This window comes from Streptomyces sp. 4N509B, from assembly GCF_052245655.1.
In the GTDB taxonomy this organism is placed as follows: Bacteria; Actinomycetota; Actinomycetes; order Streptomycetales; family Streptomycetaceae; genus Streptomyces.
In genome coordinates this window covers 38,583-59,045 of record NZ_JBQQBZ010000003.1, presented here as the reverse complement: position 1 = coordinate 59,045, position 20,463 = coordinate 38,583, and the positions used below count along the sequence as shown (strand labels likewise).

The window sequence follows — 20,463 nt, the reverse complement described above, 5'->3', positions numbered from 1 at the left end:
CCCCATCCTCCGTCCAGAGAGACGACCCGGACAAGGCCCGGAGTTCCCCGAGCCGGGTTCGTCCGGTGTCCGGGCGCGCGGCGGGCCGCCGCGCCGGGAGGGGGCGGCGGCCGTGACGAGGCCCTACGGGCGGAGCGCCGCGAGCTGGTCGAGGAACCAGCGTTTCGGCGGCAGCGCCGTCGCGGCGGCCGCCAGCCGCTTGGACTGCTGGGCGCGCTCCTCCGCCGGCATCGTCAGCCCCTGGTGCAGGGCCCTCGCCGTGGCCGCGATGTCGTAGGGGTTGACCAGCAGGGCCAGCTCGCCGAGCTCCTCGGCGGCGCCCGCCTCGCGGGAGAGGACCAGGGCGCAGCCGCGCTCGGAGATCAGCGGGATCTCCTTGGCGACGAGGTTCATGCCGTCGCGGATCGGGTTGACCAGCGCGACGTCGGCCAGCCGGTACGCGGCGAGCGAGCGGGCGAAGTCGTCCTTGACGTGGAGGATGACGGGCGTCCAGCCGGGGCGCCCGAACGCCGCGTTGATCTCCTCGGCGACGCGGGCGACCTCGGCGGTGTAGTCGCGGTAGACGGCCAGGTCCTGCCGCGAGGGGTAGGCGAAGGCGAGGTGGACGACGCGGCCGTGCCACTCGGGGTGGTCGGTGAGCAGCCGCCGGTACGCCAGCAGGCCGCGGACGATGTTCTTCGACAGCTCGGTCCTGTCCACCCGGACGATGGTCCTGCGCTCCTCGCCCGCCCCGCCCCCGGCCTGGCCGCCCCCGATCTGGGCGCCCCCGATCTGGGCGCGCAGCTCCGCGAGGCGCTCGTCGACGTCCGGGCGGGCGGCGCGCTCGCGCAGGAAGTCCCCGTCGGTGCCGAGGCCGTGGACGCCGAGCCCGACCGCGCGGCCGGCGTGGGTGACGGCCTCGGGCGACACCTCGGCGCCGAGGACCGCGGCGCAGCAGTCGGCGAAGGCGCGGGCCCAGCGGCGGGTGAGGAACGCGACGCGGTCCGCGCCGAGCATGCCGGTGAGCAGCTGGCGGGCGATGCCGTCGGGCAGCACGCGGAACAGCTCGGGCGGCGCCCACGGGGTGTGGGAGAAGTGCCCGATCCGCAGGTCGGGGCGGCGCTCGCGCAGCAGGCCCGGCAGGAGCGTGAGGTGGTAGTCCTGCACGAGGACGGCCGCGCCCTCGGCGGCCTCCTCGGCGACGGCGTCGGCGAAGGCCGCGTTGTACGCCTCGTACGCGGCCCAGTGCGCCTCGAACGTCTCGTCGAAGACCGGTTCGAGCGGCGTCTGGTACAGCAGGTGGTGGACGAACCACAGGACGGAGTTGGCGACCTCGCTGTAGGCCGCGTGGAAGGTGGCGGCCGGGATGTCGAGCATCCGCACGGCCTGGCCGGCGGTGTCGGTGGCGTCCAGGCGGACCGGGGAACGGCGGGCCGCCTCGCGGTCGCCGTCGCCCAGGCTCGCGCAGACCCACAGCCCGGCCTCGTCGCCGAGCGCGCTGAGGCCGGAGACCAGCCCGCCGCCGCCGCGCCGCGCGGAGAGCGAGCCGTCCTCGGCCAGCGCGTAGCTGACCGGGCCGCGGTTGGACGCCACCACCACGCCGGGACGGACGACGTCGGTGGTCATCGGGGGCCTCCCTGACGGGGTGGGGGACGCGTGACGGAACGGGTGACGCGGTGGAACGGGTGCGGTCGAACGGGTGACGCGGAGCGCGGGCGCGTCGGCGTGGTGCGGCGTGGTGGGGTGCCGGGAGCGGCGCGAGCGCTCGCGCGAGGTCTAGCCCGCCGCGCGAGCGTTGAAACGCCTCCCGCGCGTGTCTCCCGTCACGTCCCGTCGCGCTCCGTGGTGTCCCCCGCGCCGCGCCCCGGCTCCCCAGCGGGCGGCGTACTCGGGAACGCTGGTCATCGGCGGGCGCTCCTCGGTGTGGATCGGGTGGGTCTGGGGCGCGAAGCCGCCCTCCTCGGTCCGCTGGAACTGGGTGATCCCCGCGCCGGGCCCCGTCTGGACCGGCTTCGGGCCCGGCATGCGGCTCTCCGCCGTCCGCATGATCGCCGCGGCCATCCGGCCGAGCGCCTGCCCGTCCTGGTGCCGGTGCCTGCGGACGCCCACGTCGACCTGGGCGAGGGCGTCCAGGCCCGCCACGTTGAGCGTGTCGATCAGCAGCCCGAGCTCCACGCCGTACCCGACGGGGAACGGGAGCCGCTCCAGCAGCGAGCGGCGCGCCGCGTACTCCCCGCCCAGCGGCTGCACCACGCCGGCCAGCCGGGGCCAGTGCAGGTTCAGCAGCGGGCGGGCCACCAGCTCGGTGACGCGACCGCCCTGGTGGGCGCCGGAGGGCTGGTCGCCCAGCGGCCGGTCGTAGACGGCCTTGACCATCTGCACCTCGGGCTCGGTGAGCAGGGGCCCGAGGATGCCCGACACGAAGCGGGAGTCGAACTCCCGCAGGTCGGCGTCGACGAAGCAGATGATCTCGCCGCTGGTGGCCAGCAGCGAGCGCCACAGCACCTCGCCCTTGCCCGGCACGCTGGGCAGGCGGGGAAGTATCTCGTCCCGGTGGACGACCTTGGCGCCCGCGGCGGCGGCCACCTCGGAGGTCCTGTCGGTGGAGCCGGAGTCCACCACGAGCAGCTCGTCGATCAGTGGCACGGCCTCCATCAGGTCGCGCCGGAGCGTCTCCACGATGGCGCCGACGGTCGCCTCCTCGTTCAGCGCGGGGAGGACCACGCTGACGCCGGCCGCCGCCCCCGCCTCACGCTTCGCGTCCAGCAACCGCGCCAGCGAGCGGTCAGCGGCAATCCAGGACCGGCGGCTCAGCCACTCCTCTGCCTCTTCCAGCACGAAAGTCGCTCCTGTTCGCATATGGCCACTTATAACCCGTATGGCCGTGTCTGCCCCTTATGGGTGGTGTCCGAACCCACCCGGACCGCATTTTTTCGCCGAGTTCCCCGCTCGTCCTCTCGCTGCTTGGAAAATGGCCCTTCCTGGCCGGAACGCGGCTCCGCGCCGTCTCGCGTATCGGACGGCCCGGGATATTGTGCGGGGCGTCCGTTACAGTCTCGGGCAGCGTAGGTGTCCTCCGCATATCGGAGACCGTGAACACCCAGCGCGCACGGCCGGACACGCAACGGCAGTGCCACCGTACGTACAACCGCATACCGCTCATCCAGAGGGGCAGAGGGAACGGCCCGTTGAAGCCCCGGCAACCCTTCCGCCGGTTCTCGTGACGACGCGAGGCTCCCGGTGGGGAAGGTGCCAATTCCGTCCCGTGGCGAGAGCCGCCGCGGGGAAGATGAGGAGAGAAGGGCCTCGCACCCATGTCTGTGCTCACCACGCACGCCTCCACGCCCGACGCCGCCGACTCCACCGCGTCCGCCGGCTCCAGCGACCCCGCCGCCTCCGGCGTCGACCTCGGACCCGCCGTCGCCCTCTCCTGTCGGGAGTGCGGCGAACGCTTCCCGCTCGGTCCCGACTTCGCCTGCGCGGCCTGCTTCGGCCCGCTGGAGATCGCCTACGAGCTGCCCACCGGCGACCCGGAGGCGCTCCGCGCGCGGATCGAGGCGGGACCCCACAGCATCTGGCGCTACGCCCCGCTGCTGCCCGTGCCCGCCACCGTCGCCGAGCGGCCGAACCTCAACCCCGGCGGCACCCCGCTGGTGAGGGCCGACCGCCTCGCCGCGGAGCTGGGCGTCACCGGCGAGCTGTACGTCAAGGACGACTCCGCCAACCCCACGCACTCCTTCAAGGACCGGGTCGTGGCCTGCGCCGTCGAGGCGGCCCGCGCCTTCGGCTTCACCACCCTCTCCTGCTCCTCGACCGGCAACCTGGCCGGCGCCGTCGGCGCCGCCGCGGCCCGCGCCGGGCTGCGCTCCTGCGTCTTCATCCCGAGCGACCTGGAGCAGGGCAAGGTCGTGATGGCGGCGGTCTACGGCGGCCAGGTGGTCGCCATCGACGGCGTCTACGACGACGTCAACCGCTTCTGCAGCGAGCTCATCGGCGACCCGGTCGGCGAGGGCTGGGGCTTCGTCAACGTGAACCTCCGCCCGTACTACGCGGAGGGCTCCAAGACCCTCGCCTTCGAGATCTGCGAGGCCCTCGGCTGGCGCCTCCCCGACCAGCTGGTGATCCCCATCGCCTCGGGCTCCCAGCTCACCAAGATCGACAAGGGTCTGAAGGAGCTCATAGCGACCGGCCTCGTCGAGGACCGCCCGTACCGGATCTTCGGGGCCCAGGCCGAGGGCTGCTCCCCGGTCTCGCAGGCCTTCCGCGCCGGCCACGACGTGGTCCGCCCGGTGCGGCCCGACACCATCGCCAAGTCGCTGGCCATCGGCAACCCGGCGGACGGCCCCTACGTGCTGGACATCGCCCGCCGCACCGGCGGCGCGGTCGAGGACGTCACCGACGAGCAGGTCGTGGACGCGATCGGGCTGCTGGCCCGCACCGAGGGCATCTTCGCCGAGACGGCGGGCGGGGTGACCCTCGGCGTGACCCGGAAGCTGATCGAGTCCGGCGCCCTCGACCCCACGCTGACGACCGTCGTCCTGAACACGGGCGACGGCCTGAAGACCCTCGACGCGGTGGCCCCGACGGCGGGCGTGACCGCGACCATCCGTCCCACCCTGGAGTCGTTCCGAGAGGCTGGCCTCGCATGAGCGTTACCGTCCGCATCCCGACCATCCTGCGCACGTACACCGGCGGCAGCGCCGAGGTGACCGCCGAGGGCGGCACCCTCGCCGAGGTGCTGGCCGACCTGGAGAAGAACCACCAGGGCATCGGCGCCCGCGTGCTGGACGACCAGGGCCAGCTGCGGAGGTTCGTGAACGTGTACGTGAACGACGACGACGTCCGCTTCGAGCAGGGTCTCGACACCCCGACGCCCGACGGCGCCGGCGTCTCGATCATCCCGGCCGTCGCCGGCGGCTGACCGCGCGCCGACCGGTCGGTCGACCGCTCGGTCGACGGCTCGGTCGACCGGCGGCCGGACCCTCCGGCCGACCCCTGGTCCGGCCCCCTGTCCCACCCCACCGTGCCCCGAGGTACCCCCACCTCGGGGCACGGTGCTGTCGTGGAGCGGGATACAGTGGCCACACTCGCCATACCTCGTCACACGCCTCCACACACATATGAATTCGCGACACATCGCGCGAACAGTGGGGCTGAAAATGGTCGCAACGATTGTCCCTTTGGCGTCGATCTGGCAGATCGAATGGTTCAACTTTCATGTAGAATGGGCCATTTGACCGATCTGAGGATTCCTATTTTCTCGACCGAATGACCTGTTGCCCTGGGCGTACGTCCAGATACATTCAGCGGCGGTCGAGCGTTCCGGCGCACACCCCCCACGCCCGGGGGTGAGGTCTGCGAAGTGTGACCCGGGTCCGCGAGGTGCGGTCTCGTGAAAGGGCCAGCAATAGGGGAGTTAGGAATGGCTCAGGGCACCGTCAAGTGGTTCAACGCGGAGAAGGGCTACGGCTTCATCGCGGTAGACGGTGGTGCGGACGTCTTCGTCCACTACAGCGCGATCCAGATGGACGGATACCGCACCCTTGAGGAGGGACAGCGGGTCGAGTTCGAGATCTCGCAGGGACAGAAGGGTCCACAGGCCGACATGGTCCGGGTCACGGCCTGACCGCCGACCGCACCACAGCCTTCGTTACACCGAAACACCAACCGTCTCACTCTGATCAAGGGCCCCGCCCCCGGCCACCGGGAGCGGGGCCCTCACACGTCCGCGCCCGCCGCGCCCCCGACCGCCACCCCTCAACGACTGCCCTCCGGGCAGGCAGGCTTGCGCCCGCCGCGCCCCCGACCGCCACCCCTCAACGTCTGCCCTCCGGGCAGGCAGGCTTGCACTCAGGGGGGTCGAGTGCTAATCATGGGCGTTAGCACTCGACAGGTGAGAGTGACAGCTACAACCCAACCCAGGACCGGTTCGGTGAGGTCTGCGGGCCAGGTGGTGCAGGAAGCCGCTTCGGCCGTGGGCCGTCCGTCGCGGGCGCCATCGCGGTCCGGAGCAATCCACCCCCGTATCTGGGAGGACCACTTCACATGGCCAAGATCATCGCGTTCGACGAGGAGGCGCGGCGGGGCCTTGAGCGCGGTATGAACCAGCTCGCCGACGCCGTCAAGGTCACGCTGGGTCCCAAGGGCCGGAACGTCGTGCTGGAGAAGAAGTGGGGCGCCCCCACCATCACCAACGACGGTGTCTCCATCGCCAAGGAGATCGAGCTCGAGGACTCCTACGAGAAGATCGGCGCGGAGCTCGTCAAGGAGGTCGCGAAGAAGACCGACGACGTCGCGGGTGACGGCACCACCACCGCGACCGTGCTGGCCCAGGCCCTGGTTCGCGAGGGCCTGCGCAACGTCGCGGCCGGCGCCAACCCGATGGCCCTCAAGCGTGGCATCGAGGCCGCCGTCGAGAAGGTCTCCGAGGCCCTGCTCGGCCAGGCCAAGGAGGTCGAGACCAAGGAGCAGATCGCCTCCACCGCCTCCATCTCCGCCGGCGACACCCAGATCGGCGAGCTGATCGCCGAGGCGATGGACAAGGTCGGCAAGGAAGGCGTCATCACCGTCGAGGAGTCGCAGACCTTCGGGCTGGAGCTGGAGCTCACCGAGGGCATGCGCTTCGACAAGGGCTACATCTCCGCCTACTTCGCCACCGACATGGAGCGGATGGAGGCCGAGCTCGAGGACCCGTACATCCTCATCGTCAACTCCAAGATCAGCGCGGTGAAGGACCTGCTGCCGCTGCTGGAGAAGGTCATGCAGTCGGGCAAGCCGCTGCTGATCATCGCCGAGGACGTCGAGGGCGAGGCCCTGTCCACCCTGGTGGTCAACAAGATCCGCGGCACCTTCCGCTCCGTCGCCGTCAAGGCCCCCGGCTTCGGTGACCGGCGCAAGGCCATGCTCGGTGACATCGCCATCCTCACCGGCGGCCAGGTCATCTCCGAGGAGGTCGGCCTGAAGCTGGAGAACGCCACGCTCGACCTGCTGGGCCGCGCCCGCAAGGTCGTCATCACCAAGGACGAGACCACCATCGTCGACGGTGCCGGCGACAGCGACGGCGTCCAGGGCCGGGTCAACCAGATCCGCGCCGAGATCGAGTCCTCCGACTCGGACTACGACCGCGAGAAGCTCCAGGAGCGCCTCGCGAAGCTGGCCGGCGGCGTGGCCGTCATCAAGGCCGGTGCCGCCACCGAGGTGGAGCTGAAGGAGCGCAAGCACCGCATCGAGGACGCGGTGCGCAACGCCAAGGCCGCCGTCGAGGAGGGCATCGTCGCCGGTGGTGGCGTGGCCCTGCTCCAGGCCTCCAGCGTCTTCGAGAAGCTGGAGCTGGAGGGCGACGAGGCCACCGGTGCCGCCGCCGTGAAGCTGGCGCTGGAGGCCCCGCTGAAGCAGATCGCGGTCAACGCCGGCCTCGAGGGCGGCGTCGTGGCGGAGAAGGTCCGGAACCTGCCGACCGGTCAGGGTCTGAACGCCGCCACCGGCGAGTACGTGGACATGCTGGCCGAGGGCATCATCGACCCGGCCAAGGTGACCCGTTCCGCGCTGCAGAACGCCGCCTCCATCGCGGGTCTGTTCCTCACCACGGAGGCCGTGGTGGCGGACAAGCCGGAGAAGGAGAAGGCGGGCGCCGACGCCGCCGGCGGCATGGGTGGGGGCATGGACTTCTGAGTCCAGCCTCGTCCGGCCGCCCACGGCGGCCAGCCGAACCCAACGAGGGGCGGCATCCCGGAAGGGGTGCCGCCCCTCGCGGCTGTTCCGCTCCGTTCCGGATCGGCTCCGGATCGGCGCCGGATCGGCCCGGGCGGGCCCGGATCCCGGGCGGGCACGAGGTCTCAGGCGGGCTCCGCGTCTCCGTCGACCGTCGCCAGCGCCTCCCGCAGGTGGCCGTCGGACTCCGCGAGCAGCCGGGCCGCGGTGGGCGCGTCCACCCCGCCGAGGATCGCGAGGATCGCGTTCTTCACCTCGCCGTCCGTCGCCGTCAACGCCTCCTCGACGACCTGCTCGGTGGCGCCGGTGGCCAGCGCCACGATCCGGCGCGAGCGGGCGCGCAGCTTCTCGTTGGACGCGCGCACGTCGACCATGAGGTTCCCGTAGGTCTTGCCGAGCCGCACCATGCTGATCGTCGAGATCATGTTCAGCACCAGCTTCTGCGCGGTGCCGGCCTTCAGCCGCGTCGAGCCCGCGATGAGTTCGGGGCCCACGACGACCTCGATGCCGTGCTCGGCCGCGGCGGCCAGCGGCGAGCCCGCGTTGCACGACAGCCCGATCGTGAGCGCGCCCAGCGTCCGGGCATGGCGAACGGCGCCGACCGCGTACGGGGTGCGGCCCGAGGCGGAGATCCCCACGACCACGTCGCTGGCGCCGACGCGGCAGCGGTCGAGGTCGTCCGCCGCCATCTCCTCGCTGTCCTCGGCGCCCTCCACCGCCGTCACCATGGCGTCGGGTCCGCCCGCGACGATGCCGACGACGTCCTCGGGGCGGGTGTTGAACGTCGGCGGGCACTCGCTGGCGTCGAGCACACCGAGCCGGCCGGCCGTGCCCGCGCCGAGGTAGAGCAGGCGTCCGCCGCGGGCCATGCGTGCCGCGGTGGCGTCGATGGCGGCGGCGATCCGGGGCAGCTCCCGGGCCACGGCGGCGGGTACGAGGGCGTCCCCCTCGTTCATGAGGCGGGCGATGTCGAGGGTGGGGCGCCGGTCGATCTCGGCGAGCTCGGGACGGTACGCCTCGGTGGTGAGGGTGTCGAGCTCGGAGCGCAGCGCGTCGTAGGGGCTAGTGGGCATCGTGGAGCGGCTCTCTCGATACGAAAGGACGGAACGACGTGAGGTGCGGGTGGAGCGGGGCGGAGCGGCGAGCGGGGTGGTGCCGGGGGGCGGGGCGGTGGAACGGGCGGTGCGGCGGTGGCCGGGGCGGCCGGGCGGTGCTCGGACGGTGTCGGGCGGTGTGTCGCTACCGCTCGCGCGGCGCGTGGCGGTGGGCCAGCGCCTCGTAGCTGGCGCGGAGCGCGGGCGCCGCGGTCTCGTAGGTGCGCTGCGCGACGCCGATGAACAGGCAGTCCACCACCAGCAGCTGGCTGGTGCGGCTGGACATCGCCGCCGGGCGCAGCTCGCTCTCGCGGGCCGTGGAGGTGGTCAGCACGTGGTCGGCGTACTGCGTGACCTCGCCGTCCGGGCGGCCGGTGATCGCGACCGTGGTGGCGCCCTGGTCGAAGGCGACCTGCAACGGCTCTATGACGTCCACCGTCCGCCCCGAGTGGGTGACGGCGACGGCGACGTCGCCGCTCCGCATCTGCACGGCGTTGGTGACCGCGAGGTGCGGATCGGTGTGGGCGTGGGCGACCAGACCTATCCGCAGCAGCTTCTGCGCGAAGTCCTGGGCGACGAGCGAGGAGGCGCCGACGCCGTAGACGTCGATCCGCCGGGCGGAGGCGAGGGCCAGGACGGCGGCCTCCAGCTGGGCGAGGTCGAGGGCCGCCGCGGTGTCGGCCAGCGTCTGCCGCTCGTCCTGCGCGAGCTTGGCGACGACGTCCCGCAGCGGGTCGTCCACGGAGATGTCGGCCGTCACGGCCGGGGCCGCGCCCGACGCCTGCTGGGCGGCGAGGCCGGCGAGCGCCAGCCGCAGGTCCCGGTATCCGGGGTAGCCGAGCAGGCGGGCCGTGCGGACGACGGTGGCCTCGCTGGTGCCGGTGCGCTCCGCGAGGCCGGTGACGGTGAGCGCGGCGCAGCCGGCCGGGTCGCCGGCGACGGTCTCCGCCACGCGTTGCATGGAACGGGTCATCGAGGGGGCCATGGTGCGCACCTTGGCGGCGAGCGCGCCGGGCTCGGGGGGAGAGGGCCGTGGCGGAAGGGGCGCGGGCCGGGGCCGCGCGGCGCGTCGGGAGAAATTTTCCTTCATGACCTTCCTCACGGGTGAAAGGTATTTTCGGGCCCCTTGCCCGTCAACCCCACCGGCCGGTCTCTGGTGCAATGGTGACCATGGAGCGGCACATGTCGGAAGAGGCCATACATCGCGGGCGCGCCCTCGTGCTGGCCGACCTCGCGGCGGAGGGGGTCGCGGGCCCCGGGGAGGTCTCGCTGCTGGAGGAGGCCGTCGCCCACCGCCGCTGGTGGGTCGAGCAGTGGCCGGAGGGGGCCGTGTTCGTGCCGGGCCTGCTGGCGCAGGACATGCAGGACGCGCTGCTGGCACGCCACGGGCGCTGGCCCGTCTGCCGGCAGTGCGCGCCGGAGGAGCCGGACCCCGAGACGCACCGCCTGGAGGTCGAGCCCGAGCTCGGCGAGGACCCGCACTGGGTGTGTGGCGTCACGGGGCGGGTGGTCGCGCCGCTGGGGCGGCTCGGCGGGGCGGGGCGGCGCTCCGAGCCCGGTGAGCGGGACGAGCCCGGTGAGCGGGGCGACCCCGGTGAGTGGGACGACCCCGGCGCATGACCGTCCTGATCGATCCGCCCACCTGGCCGGGGCACGGCCGGATGTGGTCCCACCTCGTCAGCGACGCCTCGCTCGCGGAACTCCACGCCTTCGCCGCGCGCCTCGGCGCACCGCCCCGCGCCTTCGACCGCGACCACTACGACATCCCGGCCGAGCGCTACGGCGAGGCCGTGCGCCTGGGGGCGGTGGAGGTCGACAGCCGCGAACTCGTCCGCCGCCTGACCGCCGCCGGCCTGCGCCGCCGCCGTCGTCGCACCGGGGCGTGAGGAAGACGACGCGCCCCTCAGGAATGAGTGTGGGCGGGTGGGTGTTCACTCGTACCATGCCACGCTCCTCCCGCGCCGCCGCCCGCGCCTCCCGCGCCCCCGCCGGGGGGTCGCGCCCCCCGTCCCCTCGGGGTCGGCTGCCGGTCGCGGTCTACGTGCTGGGTGGGGCCACGTTCTCGCTGGGGACCAGCGAGTTCATGCTGGCCGGGCTGCTGCCCGAGGTCGCCGACGACATGGACGTCTCGATCCCCACGGCGGGCCTGCTGATATCGGCGTTCGCGATCGGGATGGTGGTCGGCGCGCCCGGCCTGGCCGTCGCCACGCAGCGGCTGCCGCGCCGCCTCACCCTCATCAGCCTCCTCGTCGTCTTCGGCGTCGGCCACGTGATGGGCGCCGTCGCGCCGAACTACGCCGTCCTGTTCGTCTCGCGCGTCGTCAGCGCCCTGGCCTGCGCCGGCTTCTGGGCCGTGGGTGCGGCCGTGGCCGTCTCGCTGGTGCCGCACGGCTCACGCGCGCGGGCGCTGTCGGTGATGATCGGCGGCCTCAGCATCGCGAACATCGCGGGCGTTCCCGGCGGCGCCCTCCTCGGGCAGCACCTGGGGTGGCGGGCCTCGTTCTGGGCGGTGGCGGCGTTGACCGCCGTCAGCCTCGCGGGCGTGGTGTTCCTCGTGCCGCGCGCCGAGCGGGGCGCGTCGGGGGAGTCGCGGGAGGAGACGGGCGACGGGCGGCCCGGCATCCGTTCGGAGCTGCGGATCTACCGCGACCGCTCCGTGTGGCTCGCCATGGCCACGATCGCGCTGTTCGCCGCCGGCACCATGTGCTTCTTCTCCTACCTCGCACCGCTGCTCACCGACGTCACCGGCCTCGGTGAGGGCTGGGTGCCGGTGGTGCTCGTGCTCTACGGGGCGGGGGCGCTGCTCGGCACGATGGTCGGCGGGCGCCTGGCCGACGCCCACATGTTCGGGACGCTCTACGTCTCCTTCGTCACCGCGACCGCGATGCTGGTGCTGATCGCGATCACCGTCGAGGTGCCCGTCGCCGTCGTCGCCCTCTCGGGTCTGCTGGGTCTCGGCGCCTTCCTCTCCGCCCCCGGCCTCAACGCCCGGATCTTCAACCTGGCCTCGGTCACCGCCCCCACCCTCGCGGGCGCCACGGTCACCGCCGCGTTCAACGCCGGCAACACGGCGGGGCCCTGGCTGGGCGGCCTGGTGATCGGAGGCGGCCTCGGCTACGTGTGGACGGCGTGGGCCGGGGCGCTGCTGGTGGGCGGCGCGCTGGTGACGACGTTCCTCCAGGCGCGGGAGGCGAGCCGTTCCCGCGTCGTGGCGAACGCGGCCGGCTCCGCGGGAGCCGGGGGAGCCTCGGGAGCCGCGGGCTCCCTGGCCGGGGAGGCCGCCCGGTCGGCTACGTCGTCAGGAGACGCAGCTCCCCGCTGAGGTTGTACCGCGCGGTCTCCTCCCAGTGCGCCGCGCCGTACGGGGTGCGGAAGAGGCGGGGCAGCGACAGCAGGTGGCGCAGCACGGCCGCGCGTCCCGTGCGGAACGCGTCGTCGGGCACGAAGCCGAACTCCTGCCGGATCTCGGCGGCGTAGGCCGCGTACTCCCTGGGAGAGGCCGCGAGCACCGCCAGGTCGGCGTCGCAGAGGGCGGCGGCGTTGGTGTCCCCCTCGTCCGGGTCGTGGCCGGCGGTCACGCGCACGAGCCGCGCCACCTCCGCTCGGCGGGCGGGCGGCAGGGGGCCCTCGGCGAGAAGCCGCTCGGCGAGGAGGGCGCTGGCCTCGACGTTCTCGGCGTCGGGCACGCGCGGGTCGTAGACCGCGTCGTGGAACCAGGCCGCGAGCTCCACGGCGGCCGGGTCCACCGCGTACGTGGCGGCGCCGAGCTCCGCGAGGTGGTCGAGGACGGCCCGCAGGTGGGCGACGGTGTGGTACCTCCGGTGGGGCTCCGACCACAGCGCCAGCAGCTCGCGGCCGAGGGCGGGCCCGGCGGTGGGCCCCAACGGGCCGGTCAGGCGGTCCACCAGCCCCTGCTCGGCGGTCGCCGGCTCCTTCACCCTTCCACCCCTTCCAACGGCTACGGCCCGGTTCACGGCCACGGTCACCGGTCACGCCCGCGGTTCACGGCCACGCCCCCCGGGCGCGGCCACGCCCCCGGGCGTCTCCAGCATGGCGGCCCGGCGCTCAGGCCGCCAGCCGCGCCGGCAGCGGCGCGGAGTGGACGACGGCCAGCCCCGAGACGGCACGGGTCAGCGCCACGTAGAGCCGGCGCAGCCCGGTGCGCTCGTCCGGCTCGGCGTCGACGACGGCCGCCGGCTCGTCGAGCACCACGTAGTCGTACTCCAGACCCTTCGCGAGCGTGGCGGGGACCAGCGTCAGCCGGATCTCGCGCGAGGTCTCCTGCCCTGGCGCGAGGTACGGCAGGCCCGCGGCGCGCAGCGCCACGGTGAGCGCGGCCAGCCGCGGCTCGGCGGCGATCAGGCCGACGGAGCCCTCGTTGCGCAACGCCTCACGGCAGGCCGCGACCGTGGCCGCGTCGAGCTCGGACGGCTCCTCGGGCGTGGCCGGCCCGGTCGGCACGTGGCGCACCGTGAGGGAGCCGGCCGAGGCGCGGATCGAGGTGGCCTCCGCGAGGCCCGGCGCGATCGCCGGCAGCAGCCGGGAGGCGTAGGCGATGACCTCGCGCGGCACGCGGAACCCCTGGGTCAGCTCCTCCACCACCGCGTCGGGCTTGCCCAGGTGCGCCAGGGCGGTGGCCCAGTCGGGCGTGGCCCACGGCGTCGTGCCCTGCGCGATGTCGCCGAGCACCGTCGCCGACCCCGTCGAGCAGCGGCGCCCGACGGCCCGGTACTGCATGGGCGAGAGGTCCTGCGCCTCGTCGACCACGACGTGGCCGAGCGACCCGGTGCGCGACACCAGGTCGGCCGCCTCGTCGACCAGCACCGCGTCAGCGGTCGTCCACCGGGCCGACTTCGGCCCGCGCGGCGGCCGCTCCAGCAGGATCGCCCGCTGTTCGTCGGGGGTGAGGACGCCCTCGGCCTGCTCGGCGAGGAAGTCCGCGTCCGACAGCAGCCGCAGCACCAGCCGGGCCGGGTCCACCGGCGGCCAGCACTCCTTCACGACCGCCTTGACGGCCGGGGTGCGGGCGACGGCGTTCTGCACCCGGTCGTCGGGGGCCTCGCCCGCCTGCTCCATGCGGACCAGGACGGCGTGGGCGATCCGTTGCGGCAACGCCTCGCGCGCGGCGCCGTAGCGCATGTCGCGGCCGAGCAGCTCCCGGACGATCTCCTCCAGCTCGTAGGCGGGCACGCGCCAGCGGCGGGAGCCGCGCACCACCACGACGGGCTCCGTCGGCGTCCGCACCCCCGCGCGGACCGCGCGGCGCAGCACCTCGGCCATCCGGACGTCGCCCTTCACCAGCGCGGCGGCCGTGGTGTCGGTGCCCCGCACCTCGACGCCCGCCGACTGCCGCACCAGCTCGTCGACCGTGGTCTGCCGCACCTCCAGCTCGCCGAGGGCGGGGAGCACCTGCTCGATGTAGCGCAGGAAGGAGTCGTTCGGCCCGATGACGAGGGTGCCGCTGCGCGCCAGCCGCTCGCGGTGGGCGTAGAGCAGGTAGGCCACACGGTGCAGGCCGACGGCGGTCTTTCCCGTGCCGGGCGCGCCCTGCACGCAGACCGTGCCGGAGAGCGCGGCGCGGACGATCTCGTCCTGCTCCGGCTGGATCGTGGCGACGATGTCGCGCATGGGGCCGACGCGGGGGCGTTCGATCTCCCGCTGGAGCAGCGCGGACGCCTGCGCGTCCAGGGCGGCCTCGGCGGGGTCGGACAGGTGCTCGTCCTCGTACGCCGTCAGCTCGCCGCCGTCGTAGCCGAAGCGGCGGCGGAGCGCGACGTCCTGCGGGTCGCGCTTGGAGGCGCGGTAGAACGGCTGCGAGACGGGGGCACGCCAGTCGATGACCATGGGGTCGCCGTCGGCGTCGTGGACGTGGCGGCGGCCGATGTAGAAGCGGTGGCCGGCGTCCTGGAGCGCGTGGGCGTAGTCGAGGCGGCCGAAGAAGAGCGGGGTGCTGGCGAGGTCGGCGAGGGCCTTGATGCGCAGCTGGATGTCGCCGGCCAGCACCTCGGCGTTGACCCAGTTGGAGGTGAGGCCGGCCAGGTCGAGGGTGCTCAGGGCCTCGGCGTCGGCGCGCATGGCGCGCAGCGCGGCGCGGGAGGCGGTGAGGTGGGCCCGTTCGGCCTCCAACGGGTTCTGCGTGGGGGGCGCGGGGCGGGCGTCGGGTGGTGCGGGCGCGGTGGTGGTCGTCTCCACGGCGTCGGGGGCGTCGGAGGACGCGGGCACGGCTCAGCCTCCTGCCGGTGGTCACCGGTCGGTACGGGTCGGGTGGGAGTGACGCCGACCGGTTGCCGTGCGGCCGGCTCCTCGTGGCCGCCCTTGTCCCTCACACGGGGGATGAAGGGGGGCGAGGAGGCAGAGCACGGAAGCTTAGGTGGGTCGCATGAGAGCACGCAAACCGGTTTTCCGTTGACCGCCCACAGGCGCCCTCGCTAGGGTCACATGGTCTTTTTTAGTGGGTTATGCGAAATCCGTTGGCCATGCATCGTGATTGGGGCGGTGTGTGCGTGATGTAGCGGTTTTCTCATGACACCCGGAAAGCGGGGGACGTACGTGAAGAAGACGTGCGTGAAACGACGGCTGTCATCCGACCACCATCCGTCCGACCACCATCCGTCCGACCACCGACCGTCCGCCACCCGTGGGACGCGCGTACGGGCGGTCGTGGCCACCCTCTGGCTGACCGCCACGCTCGTCGTCGGCGGTTTGCCCAGGCCGAGCCAGATACCCGGCCCCGTCGCGGCGCTGACGGCGGTGACGCTGCTCGCGATCCTGGCGCACCGCTGGCTGCGCCCCCTCCCCGACCTGCTCTCACTCCATCCGCTGCGGCCGTTGCGCCCGCTCCACCCACGTCACCGCGTGGCCATGGCGCGCGAGGCCGAACGCGGCAGGCTCCGCCTCGACCTCCACGACGACCTCCTGCCCGCGCTCGCCGGCATCAGGCTGCGGCTCGACGTCGCCGCGGCGCGCGTCAGCCACCCCTCGGCGCGGCGGCTGATACTGGAGGCGGCCAACGAGACCTCGCGCGCCATGGACGGCATGCGTCGCGTCCTCGACGACCTGCACCCGCCCGCCCTCGACGGCGTCGGCCTCGTCGACTCCCTCCGGGGCCTGCTCCACCGCTTCGACGTCGGCCCGACGCTCACGCTCCGCGCCGAACTGCCCGAGCGTCCCCTCGATCCGGAGCCGACCCGCCCGACGGCGGTCGCGGTCTACCGCATCGCCTCCGAGGGCCTGTCCAACGTCCTGCGCCACGCCCACGCCCGCACCGCGACGCTCCGTCTCCTCGACCAGGGGCGGTGGCTCGTGCTGGAGATCGTCGACGACGGCGTCGGCGTGCCCGCCGAGCCCCGCGACCAGAGCGGCGTCGGCGGCGGCGTCGGCCTGCGGTCGATGGCCCGCCGCGCGGAGGAGGCCGGCGGCCACTGCCGCGTCGCGCCCTGCCCGGGCGCCCGGGGGCGGGGGACCGTCGTCCGCGCCGTCGTCCCGAAGGACGGGAGGAGCTGGCGCGGCGGACCCGGCACGACGGGAACGCCGCCCGCAGCCGGCCGCCAACCGGAGGGCACGAGGGGTGTGCGGCACCTGGTGAGCCGGCAACGGCGCGGCCTGGCTGCGACCGTGCGGGAGCTACGGGAGCTGCGGGAGCTGCGGGAGCTGCGGGAGCTGCGGGAGCTGCGGGAGGGCGAGGCGGCGTGACCGACGAGACGAGGACCGAGACGATGACCGTGATCAGGCTCTTCCTCGTGGACGACCACTCCCTCTTCCGCGCCGGCGTACGGCTGGCCGTGGAGGACGAGGAGGACATCGAGATAGCCGGCGAGGCCGCCACCGAGGAGGAGGCGATACGCGCCCTGGTCCACGAACGCGTCCCCTCCGACGTCGTCCTGATGGACCTGCGGCTGGCCGCCGGCGGCTCCGGCACCGCCGTGCTGGCCGCCCTGAGCGAGGCCGCGCTGCGGGCCCCCGACCAGCCGGGGCGGGTGCCCCCGCGCGTGTTGATGATGTCCGTCAGCGAGGACGACGACTCCATCGTCGCGGCACTCCGCGCCGGTGCCCACGGGTACCTGCTCAAGGGCGCGCCCAAGGACGAGCTGGTGCGGGCCGTCCACACGGTCGCCCGGTGCGGCGCGGTCTTCAGCCCGGCGGTCGCGGCCCGCATGAGCCGGTACTTCTCCGCCGTCCACGAACTGCCGGGCCGGCTGGCGTTCCCTCAGCTCACCGAGCGGGAACGGGAGGTGCTCGACCTGATGGCCCGAGGCCACAGCAACCGTCGCATCGCCCGCCAGCTGGTCCTCTCGGAGAAGACCGTCCGCAACCACGTCTCCCACGTCTTCGCCAAGCTCCAGGTCACCACCCGGACCGCCGCCGTCGTCCGCGCCCGCGACGCGGGCCTGGGGCGTTGACGCGAGGGCTGAGCCGAGGGCGCCGAGCCGATCGCCCGTCCCATGCTGAGGGCGCGTCACGCGCCCTCAGCATGGGACCGGCCGCCCCGGTTCGTCGAGCCACACCCGCTCGCCCTCGGGCGTGACGGTCAGGCCGAAACGTTCGATGCCGGGTTCGCCGTTCGCGCGCCACCAGCGCCACGCGGCCTCGACCTCGTCCCACAGGCGGCGGTCACCGGCACGGCGCACCACGGTGTCCCCGCCGAGGCTGGAACGACGGACGGCGGCGGTCCAGGCGTCTCCCGCCAGGCTGTACAGCCACAGCGTGTGCCCGTCGTCGTGCCGCTGCACGGCGTGGACGGCGTCGCGGAGGAACAGGCCGGCGACGAAGGTGAAGGGGTGCCATCGGTCGTGTGGCGGGGGCGGGGTGGGGACGGTGGTGTCGTTCAGCGGCAGGTCGTGGGGGAAGGTGGGGCGGCTGGTGGAGCGCTGCGCACGGAGCTTCATGAACTCCAGCAGACGCAGGAGCCGTCCGCTGGCGGTGCCGTCGGAACGGACGGTCAGGCGGGCCAGGGCGTCGTGGGCGACGTAGCGGGTGCCCCACGGGACGAGGATCACCCCGCCAGGCCGGGTCTGCTCGATCCACGCCGCCGGGATGCGGCGCATCCCGCAGGTGACGATGACCCGGTCGTACGGCGCGCCGTCGGGCCACCCCTCGAACCCGTCGCCGGTCACCACGCGGGGCGCGGCCCGCACCCGTTTCGGGTTCGCGAGGTTCGCGAGGTTCGCGCGGGCCTGCTCGGCGACGTCGGGGTCCACCTCCACCGTCACCACGTTCTCCTCGCCGAGGCGGTGGGCCAGCAGGGCGGCGTTCCACCCGGTGCCGGTGCCGACCTCCAGCACGCGCATCCCGGGCTCCACGTCGAGATCGGCGAGCATGCCGGCGACCAGGGACGGCGCGGAGGCGGAGCTGGTCGCCAGCTCCCCCGGCGCGTCGCCTTCGTGATGGCCGTCGTCCCACTGGGTGACGATCGGGGCGTCGGAGGCGGCGGCCTCGCCCCAGGCGGCGGGGTCGGCGGCGCGGTGGACGGCCTCCGTCGCGGTGCCGGTGGCGGCGTCGAACGGCCAGATCAGGTCCGGCAGGAACCGCGAGCGTGGGACCTCGCGGAAGGCGGCCTCCCACGCGGGCGTCGCCTCGTCCGGGACCGGCCCTTCCCGGTGTTCCGCGCCTTCCTGGAGCGTCACTTCTCGTCGTCGTCCTTGCGGTGGGCGCCGTCCCCCTTCGGCGGAGGGCTGTCGGGGTTCGGCTCCTCCTTGGGCACGGGGAAAGGCTGCCCGGGAAGGTTGTCGGGTCCCATGCCGCCGCTGCCGTCGCCGTGCTGGCCTGCCATGTCGCGCTCCTCCTCGCCCGCTGGTGTGTCCCGCCGACCGTAGCGACGCGCCCACCGCTCGGGTAGGCGGCCACGGCGTGGTGTCGGAAGCACGGCGGACAGACGAGCGCGCGCCGTGGGCGCCACGGGCTCCACTGTCCAGACGTGAGCGCGTGCGCGTCGGTGGAGCGGGCCACCGAGTCCGCGCGGCGCGCGTTCCGGAGACGCGGGCTCCGCTTCGGTCCGCCCGTCCCGACCCTGGTCGTCCCGCCTCGTCGAGGGACCAGGTGGGGGCGTGGACCTCAGGAGACCGGGACGGTGGGAAACCTACGCTCGCCGAAGTCACCGACGGACGCGCGGACGGACGAAGGGGGGTGATCACATGGCTTCCATCGCTTCCTACGAGGCGCCCGAGCTCGTCGAGATCGGCGAGTTCAGCGAGCTCACCCTGGGCTGGGACCACCAGTGCACGGACTGGTTCGGCGGCGGCGCCTGGGTCTGCTGACCCACGGCTCGCCACACGGCTCGCCACACGGCACGACCCCACGCGACCTTCCCGCGCCGTCGCGTGGGGACCGCCGTGCGAGCGGCGACGACGCGGGCGAAGGGAGGTGACGGATGTTCGGATACGAGACCCCGCTGCTGGTCGAGGTCGGGAGCTTCGCGGAGCTGACCCTCGGCAACACGGTGGGGTTGACCACTGACTGGACGGGGTGGGGCACCGTGTACGTGCCCTGACCGATCCGTTTCCCGGGCGGGCCCGCTCGGGCCCGACGCGTGCTCACCACGCCCCGTGGCCGTGCGACGGCCGCGGGGCCGTGCCATGCCGGCTTCCGTCTCCGGCCCCGTCCCTCGCCTCGCCCGACGCGGGTGCGTGCCCGCTGCGCTGCCGCTGCCGGGCGTGCGTCCCCGCACGGCGGGGCGTCGCCGCGACGGACCGCCCGCCAGGAGCCGGATCGGCGGGGAGAACCGGCTCGAGACGGCGGACCGGCGGCCAGGGCGCCGCGCCCACCGGCGCGTGCACGGGATCCACCCGCCAGTACCGGTGCGTGGTGACGCGAAACTGGTTGTGGTGCGGCCCGCGCTCCTCGGTGCGGCCCAGCGCCACCCGGTACAACGCGTCCGGCGCCTCCGCCGCCTGCTCCGCGCACAGTCTCAACGCCGCGCCCCGCAGGATCACGTGAGCCGTTCCACCTCGCCAGCTCAGTCGTGGAGATCGAGGACGACACGCAGTGCGGAGGCCACGCGGGCGATGACGGTGTCGTTCACGGTGCCGAGGAAAGTGCCGGCGGTGATGCGTTTGGTGGTCAGAGCGGTGACATCAACCGCGACTGCCGCGCCCTGAACAGGTGAGGTGACGGGGACGGTCACGACGGTGTCGGGTGCGCCTCCCGTCTCGTCGATCATCATGCACAGGGCGGTGTCAGGAAAGGCGGACAAAGCGGCGTCGGACTCGACCACGAGCACCGCGCGAGTCGTGGTGGCGAGCCGAACCCGCCAGACCTGGCCCCGAGCAACGGTCACGCGACGTCCTCACCGAAGACATCCGCGACCTCTTCCATGTCGCTGCTCGTGTCGCCGCGCCAGCGGGTGACGGCCTCGGCTGCCTCATGCAACGCCTGCGTCCTGATGGCTCGCTCGACGTAGGCGGAGAGATTGCCTCCAGCAGCGGCCTTGGCGGTGGCGAGGAGGTCTGGAGGGAGGGTGACGGTGACCCGTTCTCTGGTCGGCATACGTGGAATCATACCAACCGTCACACGAACCATGAGGTGCACGCTGTCGCGATCGTCGCATCTGCGCTCACCCCCGGCTGCCTCTCGCCGCGCCCGGCCGTGGATGGGTGCCGTGCGCGGGTGCCGTGCGTGGGCTCCCGCGCCTCCGACGAGGCGCGCCCCCGACCAGGGGATGACATCCCCTGGCCCGATGTGGCGC

General features: G+C 73.6%; 21 protein-coding genes and 1 riboswitch. Of the genes, 11 read left to right on the top strand and 10 right to left on the bottom strand.

What is annotated here, in order from left to right; genetic code table 11:
* Positions 1-123 precede the first annotated feature (123 nt).
* Both ACTWP5_RS04590 and ACTWP5_RS04585 read right to left on the bottom strand, forming a co-directional pair.
* Positions 124-1,605 (bottom strand): alpha,alpha-trehalose-phosphate synthase (UDP-forming), encoded by a 1,482-nt coding sequence (locus ACTWP5_RS04590; protein ID WP_443219410.1) that lies wholly within the window; start codon positions 1,603-1,605, stop codon positions 124-126.
* 150 nt (positions 1,606-1,755) lie between these two features.
* Positions 1,756-2,817: a glucosyl-3-phosphoglycerate synthase gene (locus ACTWP5_RS04585; protein WP_443219409.1), complete on the bottom strand. Its 1,062-nt coding sequence runs from the start codon at positions 2,815-2,817 to the stop codon at positions 1,756-1,758.
* Between the two features lie 318 nt (positions 2,818-3,135).
* Positions 3,136-3,275: riboswitch (SAM riboswitch) on the top strand.
* Between the two features lie 18 nt (positions 3,276-3,293).
* On the opposite strand from ACTWP5_RS04585, the gene thrC reads away from it, so the two are divergent.
* From thrC to groL, 4 genes are all read left to right on the top strand, one after another.
* Positions 3,294-4,628: a threonine synthase gene (gene thrC / locus ACTWP5_RS04580; protein WP_443219408.1), complete on the top strand. Its 1,335-nt coding sequence runs from the start codon at positions 3,294-3,296 to the stop codon at positions 4,626-4,628.
* On the top strand, positions 4,625-4,900 hold the full coding sequence (locus ACTWP5_RS04575) for a MoaD/ThiS family protein (RefSeq protein ID WP_443219407.1): 276 nt from the start codon (positions 4,625-4,627) through the stop codon (positions 4,898-4,900). Before thrC ends, ACTWP5_RS04575 begins: the two co-directional genes overlap by 4 nt.
* A 501-nt stretch (positions 4,901-5,401) precedes the next feature.
* Complete coding sequence (locus ACTWP5_RS04570; protein WP_004986573.1) at positions 5,402-5,605, top strand: cold-shock protein; 204 nt, start codon at positions 5,402-5,404, stop codon at positions 5,603-5,605.
* A 419-nt stretch (positions 5,606-6,024) separates the two neighbouring features.
* A complete protein-coding gene (groL, locus tag ACTWP5_RS04565) occupies positions 6,025-7,650 on the top strand; it encodes a chaperonin GroEL (RefSeq protein ID WP_443219406.1) in 1,626 nt (541 codons plus the stop codon).
* Positions 7,651-7,814: 164 nt separating this feature from the next.
* On the opposite strand, the gene murQ is transcribed toward groL, so the two are convergent.
* Together murQ and ACTWP5_RS04555 are read right to left on the bottom strand one after the other, a co-directional pair.
* Complete coding sequence (murQ, locus tag ACTWP5_RS04560) at positions 7,815-8,762, bottom strand: N-acetylmuramic acid 6-phosphate etherase (protein ID WP_443219405.1); 948 nt, start codon at positions 8,760-8,762, stop codon at positions 7,815-7,817.
* Positions 8,763-8,928: 166 nt separating this feature from the next.
* Positions 8,929-9,873, bottom strand: a complete 945-nt coding sequence (locus ACTWP5_RS04555) for a MurR/RpiR family transcriptional regulator (protein ID WP_443219404.1) — start codon at positions 9,871-9,873, stop codon at positions 8,929-8,931.
* 80 nt (positions 9,874-9,953) lie between these two features.
* Between ACTWP5_RS04555 and ACTWP5_RS04550 the strand changes: the two genes are divergently transcribed.
* The 3 genes from ACTWP5_RS04550 to ACTWP5_RS04540 all read left to right on the top strand — a co-directional run bounded on the left by ACTWP5_RS04550 (position 9,954) and on the right by ACTWP5_RS04540 (position 12,105).
* A complete protein-coding gene (locus tag ACTWP5_RS04550) occupies positions 9,954-10,403 on the top strand; it encodes a hypothetical protein (RefSeq protein WP_443219403.1) in 450 nt (149 codons plus the stop codon).
* Positions 10,400-10,669: a DUF4031 domain-containing protein gene (locus ACTWP5_RS04545; RefSeq protein WP_443219402.1), complete on the top strand. Its 270-nt coding sequence runs from the start codon at positions 10,400-10,402 to the stop codon at positions 10,667-10,669. The genes ACTWP5_RS04550 and ACTWP5_RS04545 overlap by 4 nt, the downstream gene beginning before the upstream one ends.
* 137 nt (positions 10,670-10,806) lie before the next feature.
* Complete coding sequence (locus ACTWP5_RS04540) at positions 10,807-12,105, top strand: Cmx/CmrA family chloramphenicol efflux MFS transporter (RefSeq protein ID WP_443219678.1); 1,299 nt, start codon at positions 10,807-10,809, stop codon at positions 12,103-12,105.
* On the opposite strand, the gene ACTWP5_RS04535 is transcribed toward ACTWP5_RS04540, so the two are convergent.
* Together ACTWP5_RS04535 and ACTWP5_RS04530 are read right to left on the bottom strand one after the other, a co-directional pair.
* The gene (locus tag ACTWP5_RS04535) at positions 12,074-12,721 is read right to left on the bottom strand and encodes an HD domain-containing protein (protein WP_443219401.1); all 648 of its coding nucleotides are present in this window, start codon (positions 12,719-12,721) and stop codon (positions 12,074-12,076) included. The two genes, ACTWP5_RS04540 and ACTWP5_RS04535, sit on opposite strands and share 32 nt — an antisense overlap.
* A 127-nt stretch (positions 12,722-12,848) precedes the next feature.
* Positions 12,849-15,005, bottom strand: coding sequence for a HelD family protein (locus tag ACTWP5_RS04530; protein ID WP_443219400.1), 2,157 nt, complete (start codon positions 15,003-15,005; stop codon positions 12,849-12,851).
* A 438-nt stretch (positions 15,006-15,443) separates the two neighbouring features.
* Between ACTWP5_RS04530 and ACTWP5_RS04525 the strand changes: the two genes are divergently transcribed.
* Positions 15,444-16,475 carry a sensor histidine kinase gene (locus ACTWP5_RS04525; RefSeq protein WP_443219399.1) on the top strand — a complete coding sequence of 344 codons (1,032 nt, stop codon included), beginning with the start codon at positions 15,444-15,446 and terminating at the stop codon, positions 16,473-16,475.
* A complete protein-coding gene (locus tag ACTWP5_RS04520) occupies positions 16,472-17,182 on the top strand; it encodes a LuxR C-terminal-related transcriptional regulator (protein ID WP_443219398.1) in 711 nt (236 codons plus the stop codon). Before ACTWP5_RS04525 ends, ACTWP5_RS04520 begins: the two co-directional genes overlap by 4 nt.
* Before the next feature lie 66 nt (positions 17,183-17,248).
* On the opposite strand, the gene ACTWP5_RS04515 is transcribed toward ACTWP5_RS04520, so the two are convergent.
* Positions 17,249-18,406 (bottom strand): methyltransferase domain-containing protein, encoded by a 1,158-nt coding sequence (locus ACTWP5_RS04515; RefSeq protein ID WP_443219397.1) that lies wholly within the window; start codon positions 18,404-18,406, stop codon positions 17,249-17,251.
* On the bottom strand, positions 18,403-18,552 hold the full coding sequence (locus tag ACTWP5_RS04510) for a hypothetical protein (protein WP_443219396.1): 150 nt from the start codon (positions 18,550-18,552) through the stop codon (positions 18,403-18,405). Before ACTWP5_RS04510 ends, ACTWP5_RS04515 begins: the two co-directional genes overlap by 4 nt.
* Before the next feature lie 361 nt (positions 18,553-18,913).
* On the opposite strand from ACTWP5_RS04510, the gene ACTWP5_RS04505 reads away from it, so the two are divergent.
* Both ACTWP5_RS04505 and ACTWP5_RS04500 read left to right on the top strand, forming a co-directional pair.
* Positions 18,914-19,036: a lasso RiPP family leader peptide-containing protein gene (locus ACTWP5_RS04505; RefSeq protein WP_443219395.1), complete on the top strand. Its 123-nt coding sequence runs from the start codon at positions 18,914-18,916 to the stop codon at positions 19,034-19,036.
* 113 nt (positions 19,037-19,149) lie between these two features.
* The gene (locus ACTWP5_RS04500) at positions 19,150-19,269 is read left to right on the top strand and encodes a lasso RiPP family leader peptide-containing protein (protein ID WP_443219394.1); all 120 of its coding nucleotides are present in this window, start codon (positions 19,150-19,152) and stop codon (positions 19,267-19,269) included.
* Between the two features lie 465 nt (positions 19,270-19,734).
* Here the strand turns inward: ACTWP5_RS04500 and ACTWP5_RS04495 are convergent, their stop codons facing one another.
* A complete protein-coding gene (locus tag ACTWP5_RS04495) occupies positions 19,735-20,055 on the bottom strand; it encodes a type II toxin-antitoxin system PemK/MazF family toxin (protein ID WP_443219393.1) in 321 nt (106 codons plus the stop codon).
* Positions 20,052-20,264, bottom strand: a complete 213-nt coding sequence (locus tag ACTWP5_RS04490) for a type II toxin-antitoxin system CcdA family antitoxin (protein WP_443219392.1) — start codon at positions 20,262-20,264, stop codon at positions 20,052-20,054. Before ACTWP5_RS04490 ends, ACTWP5_RS04495 begins: the two co-directional genes overlap by 4 nt.
* Positions 20,265-20,463: the final 199 nt, after the last annotated feature.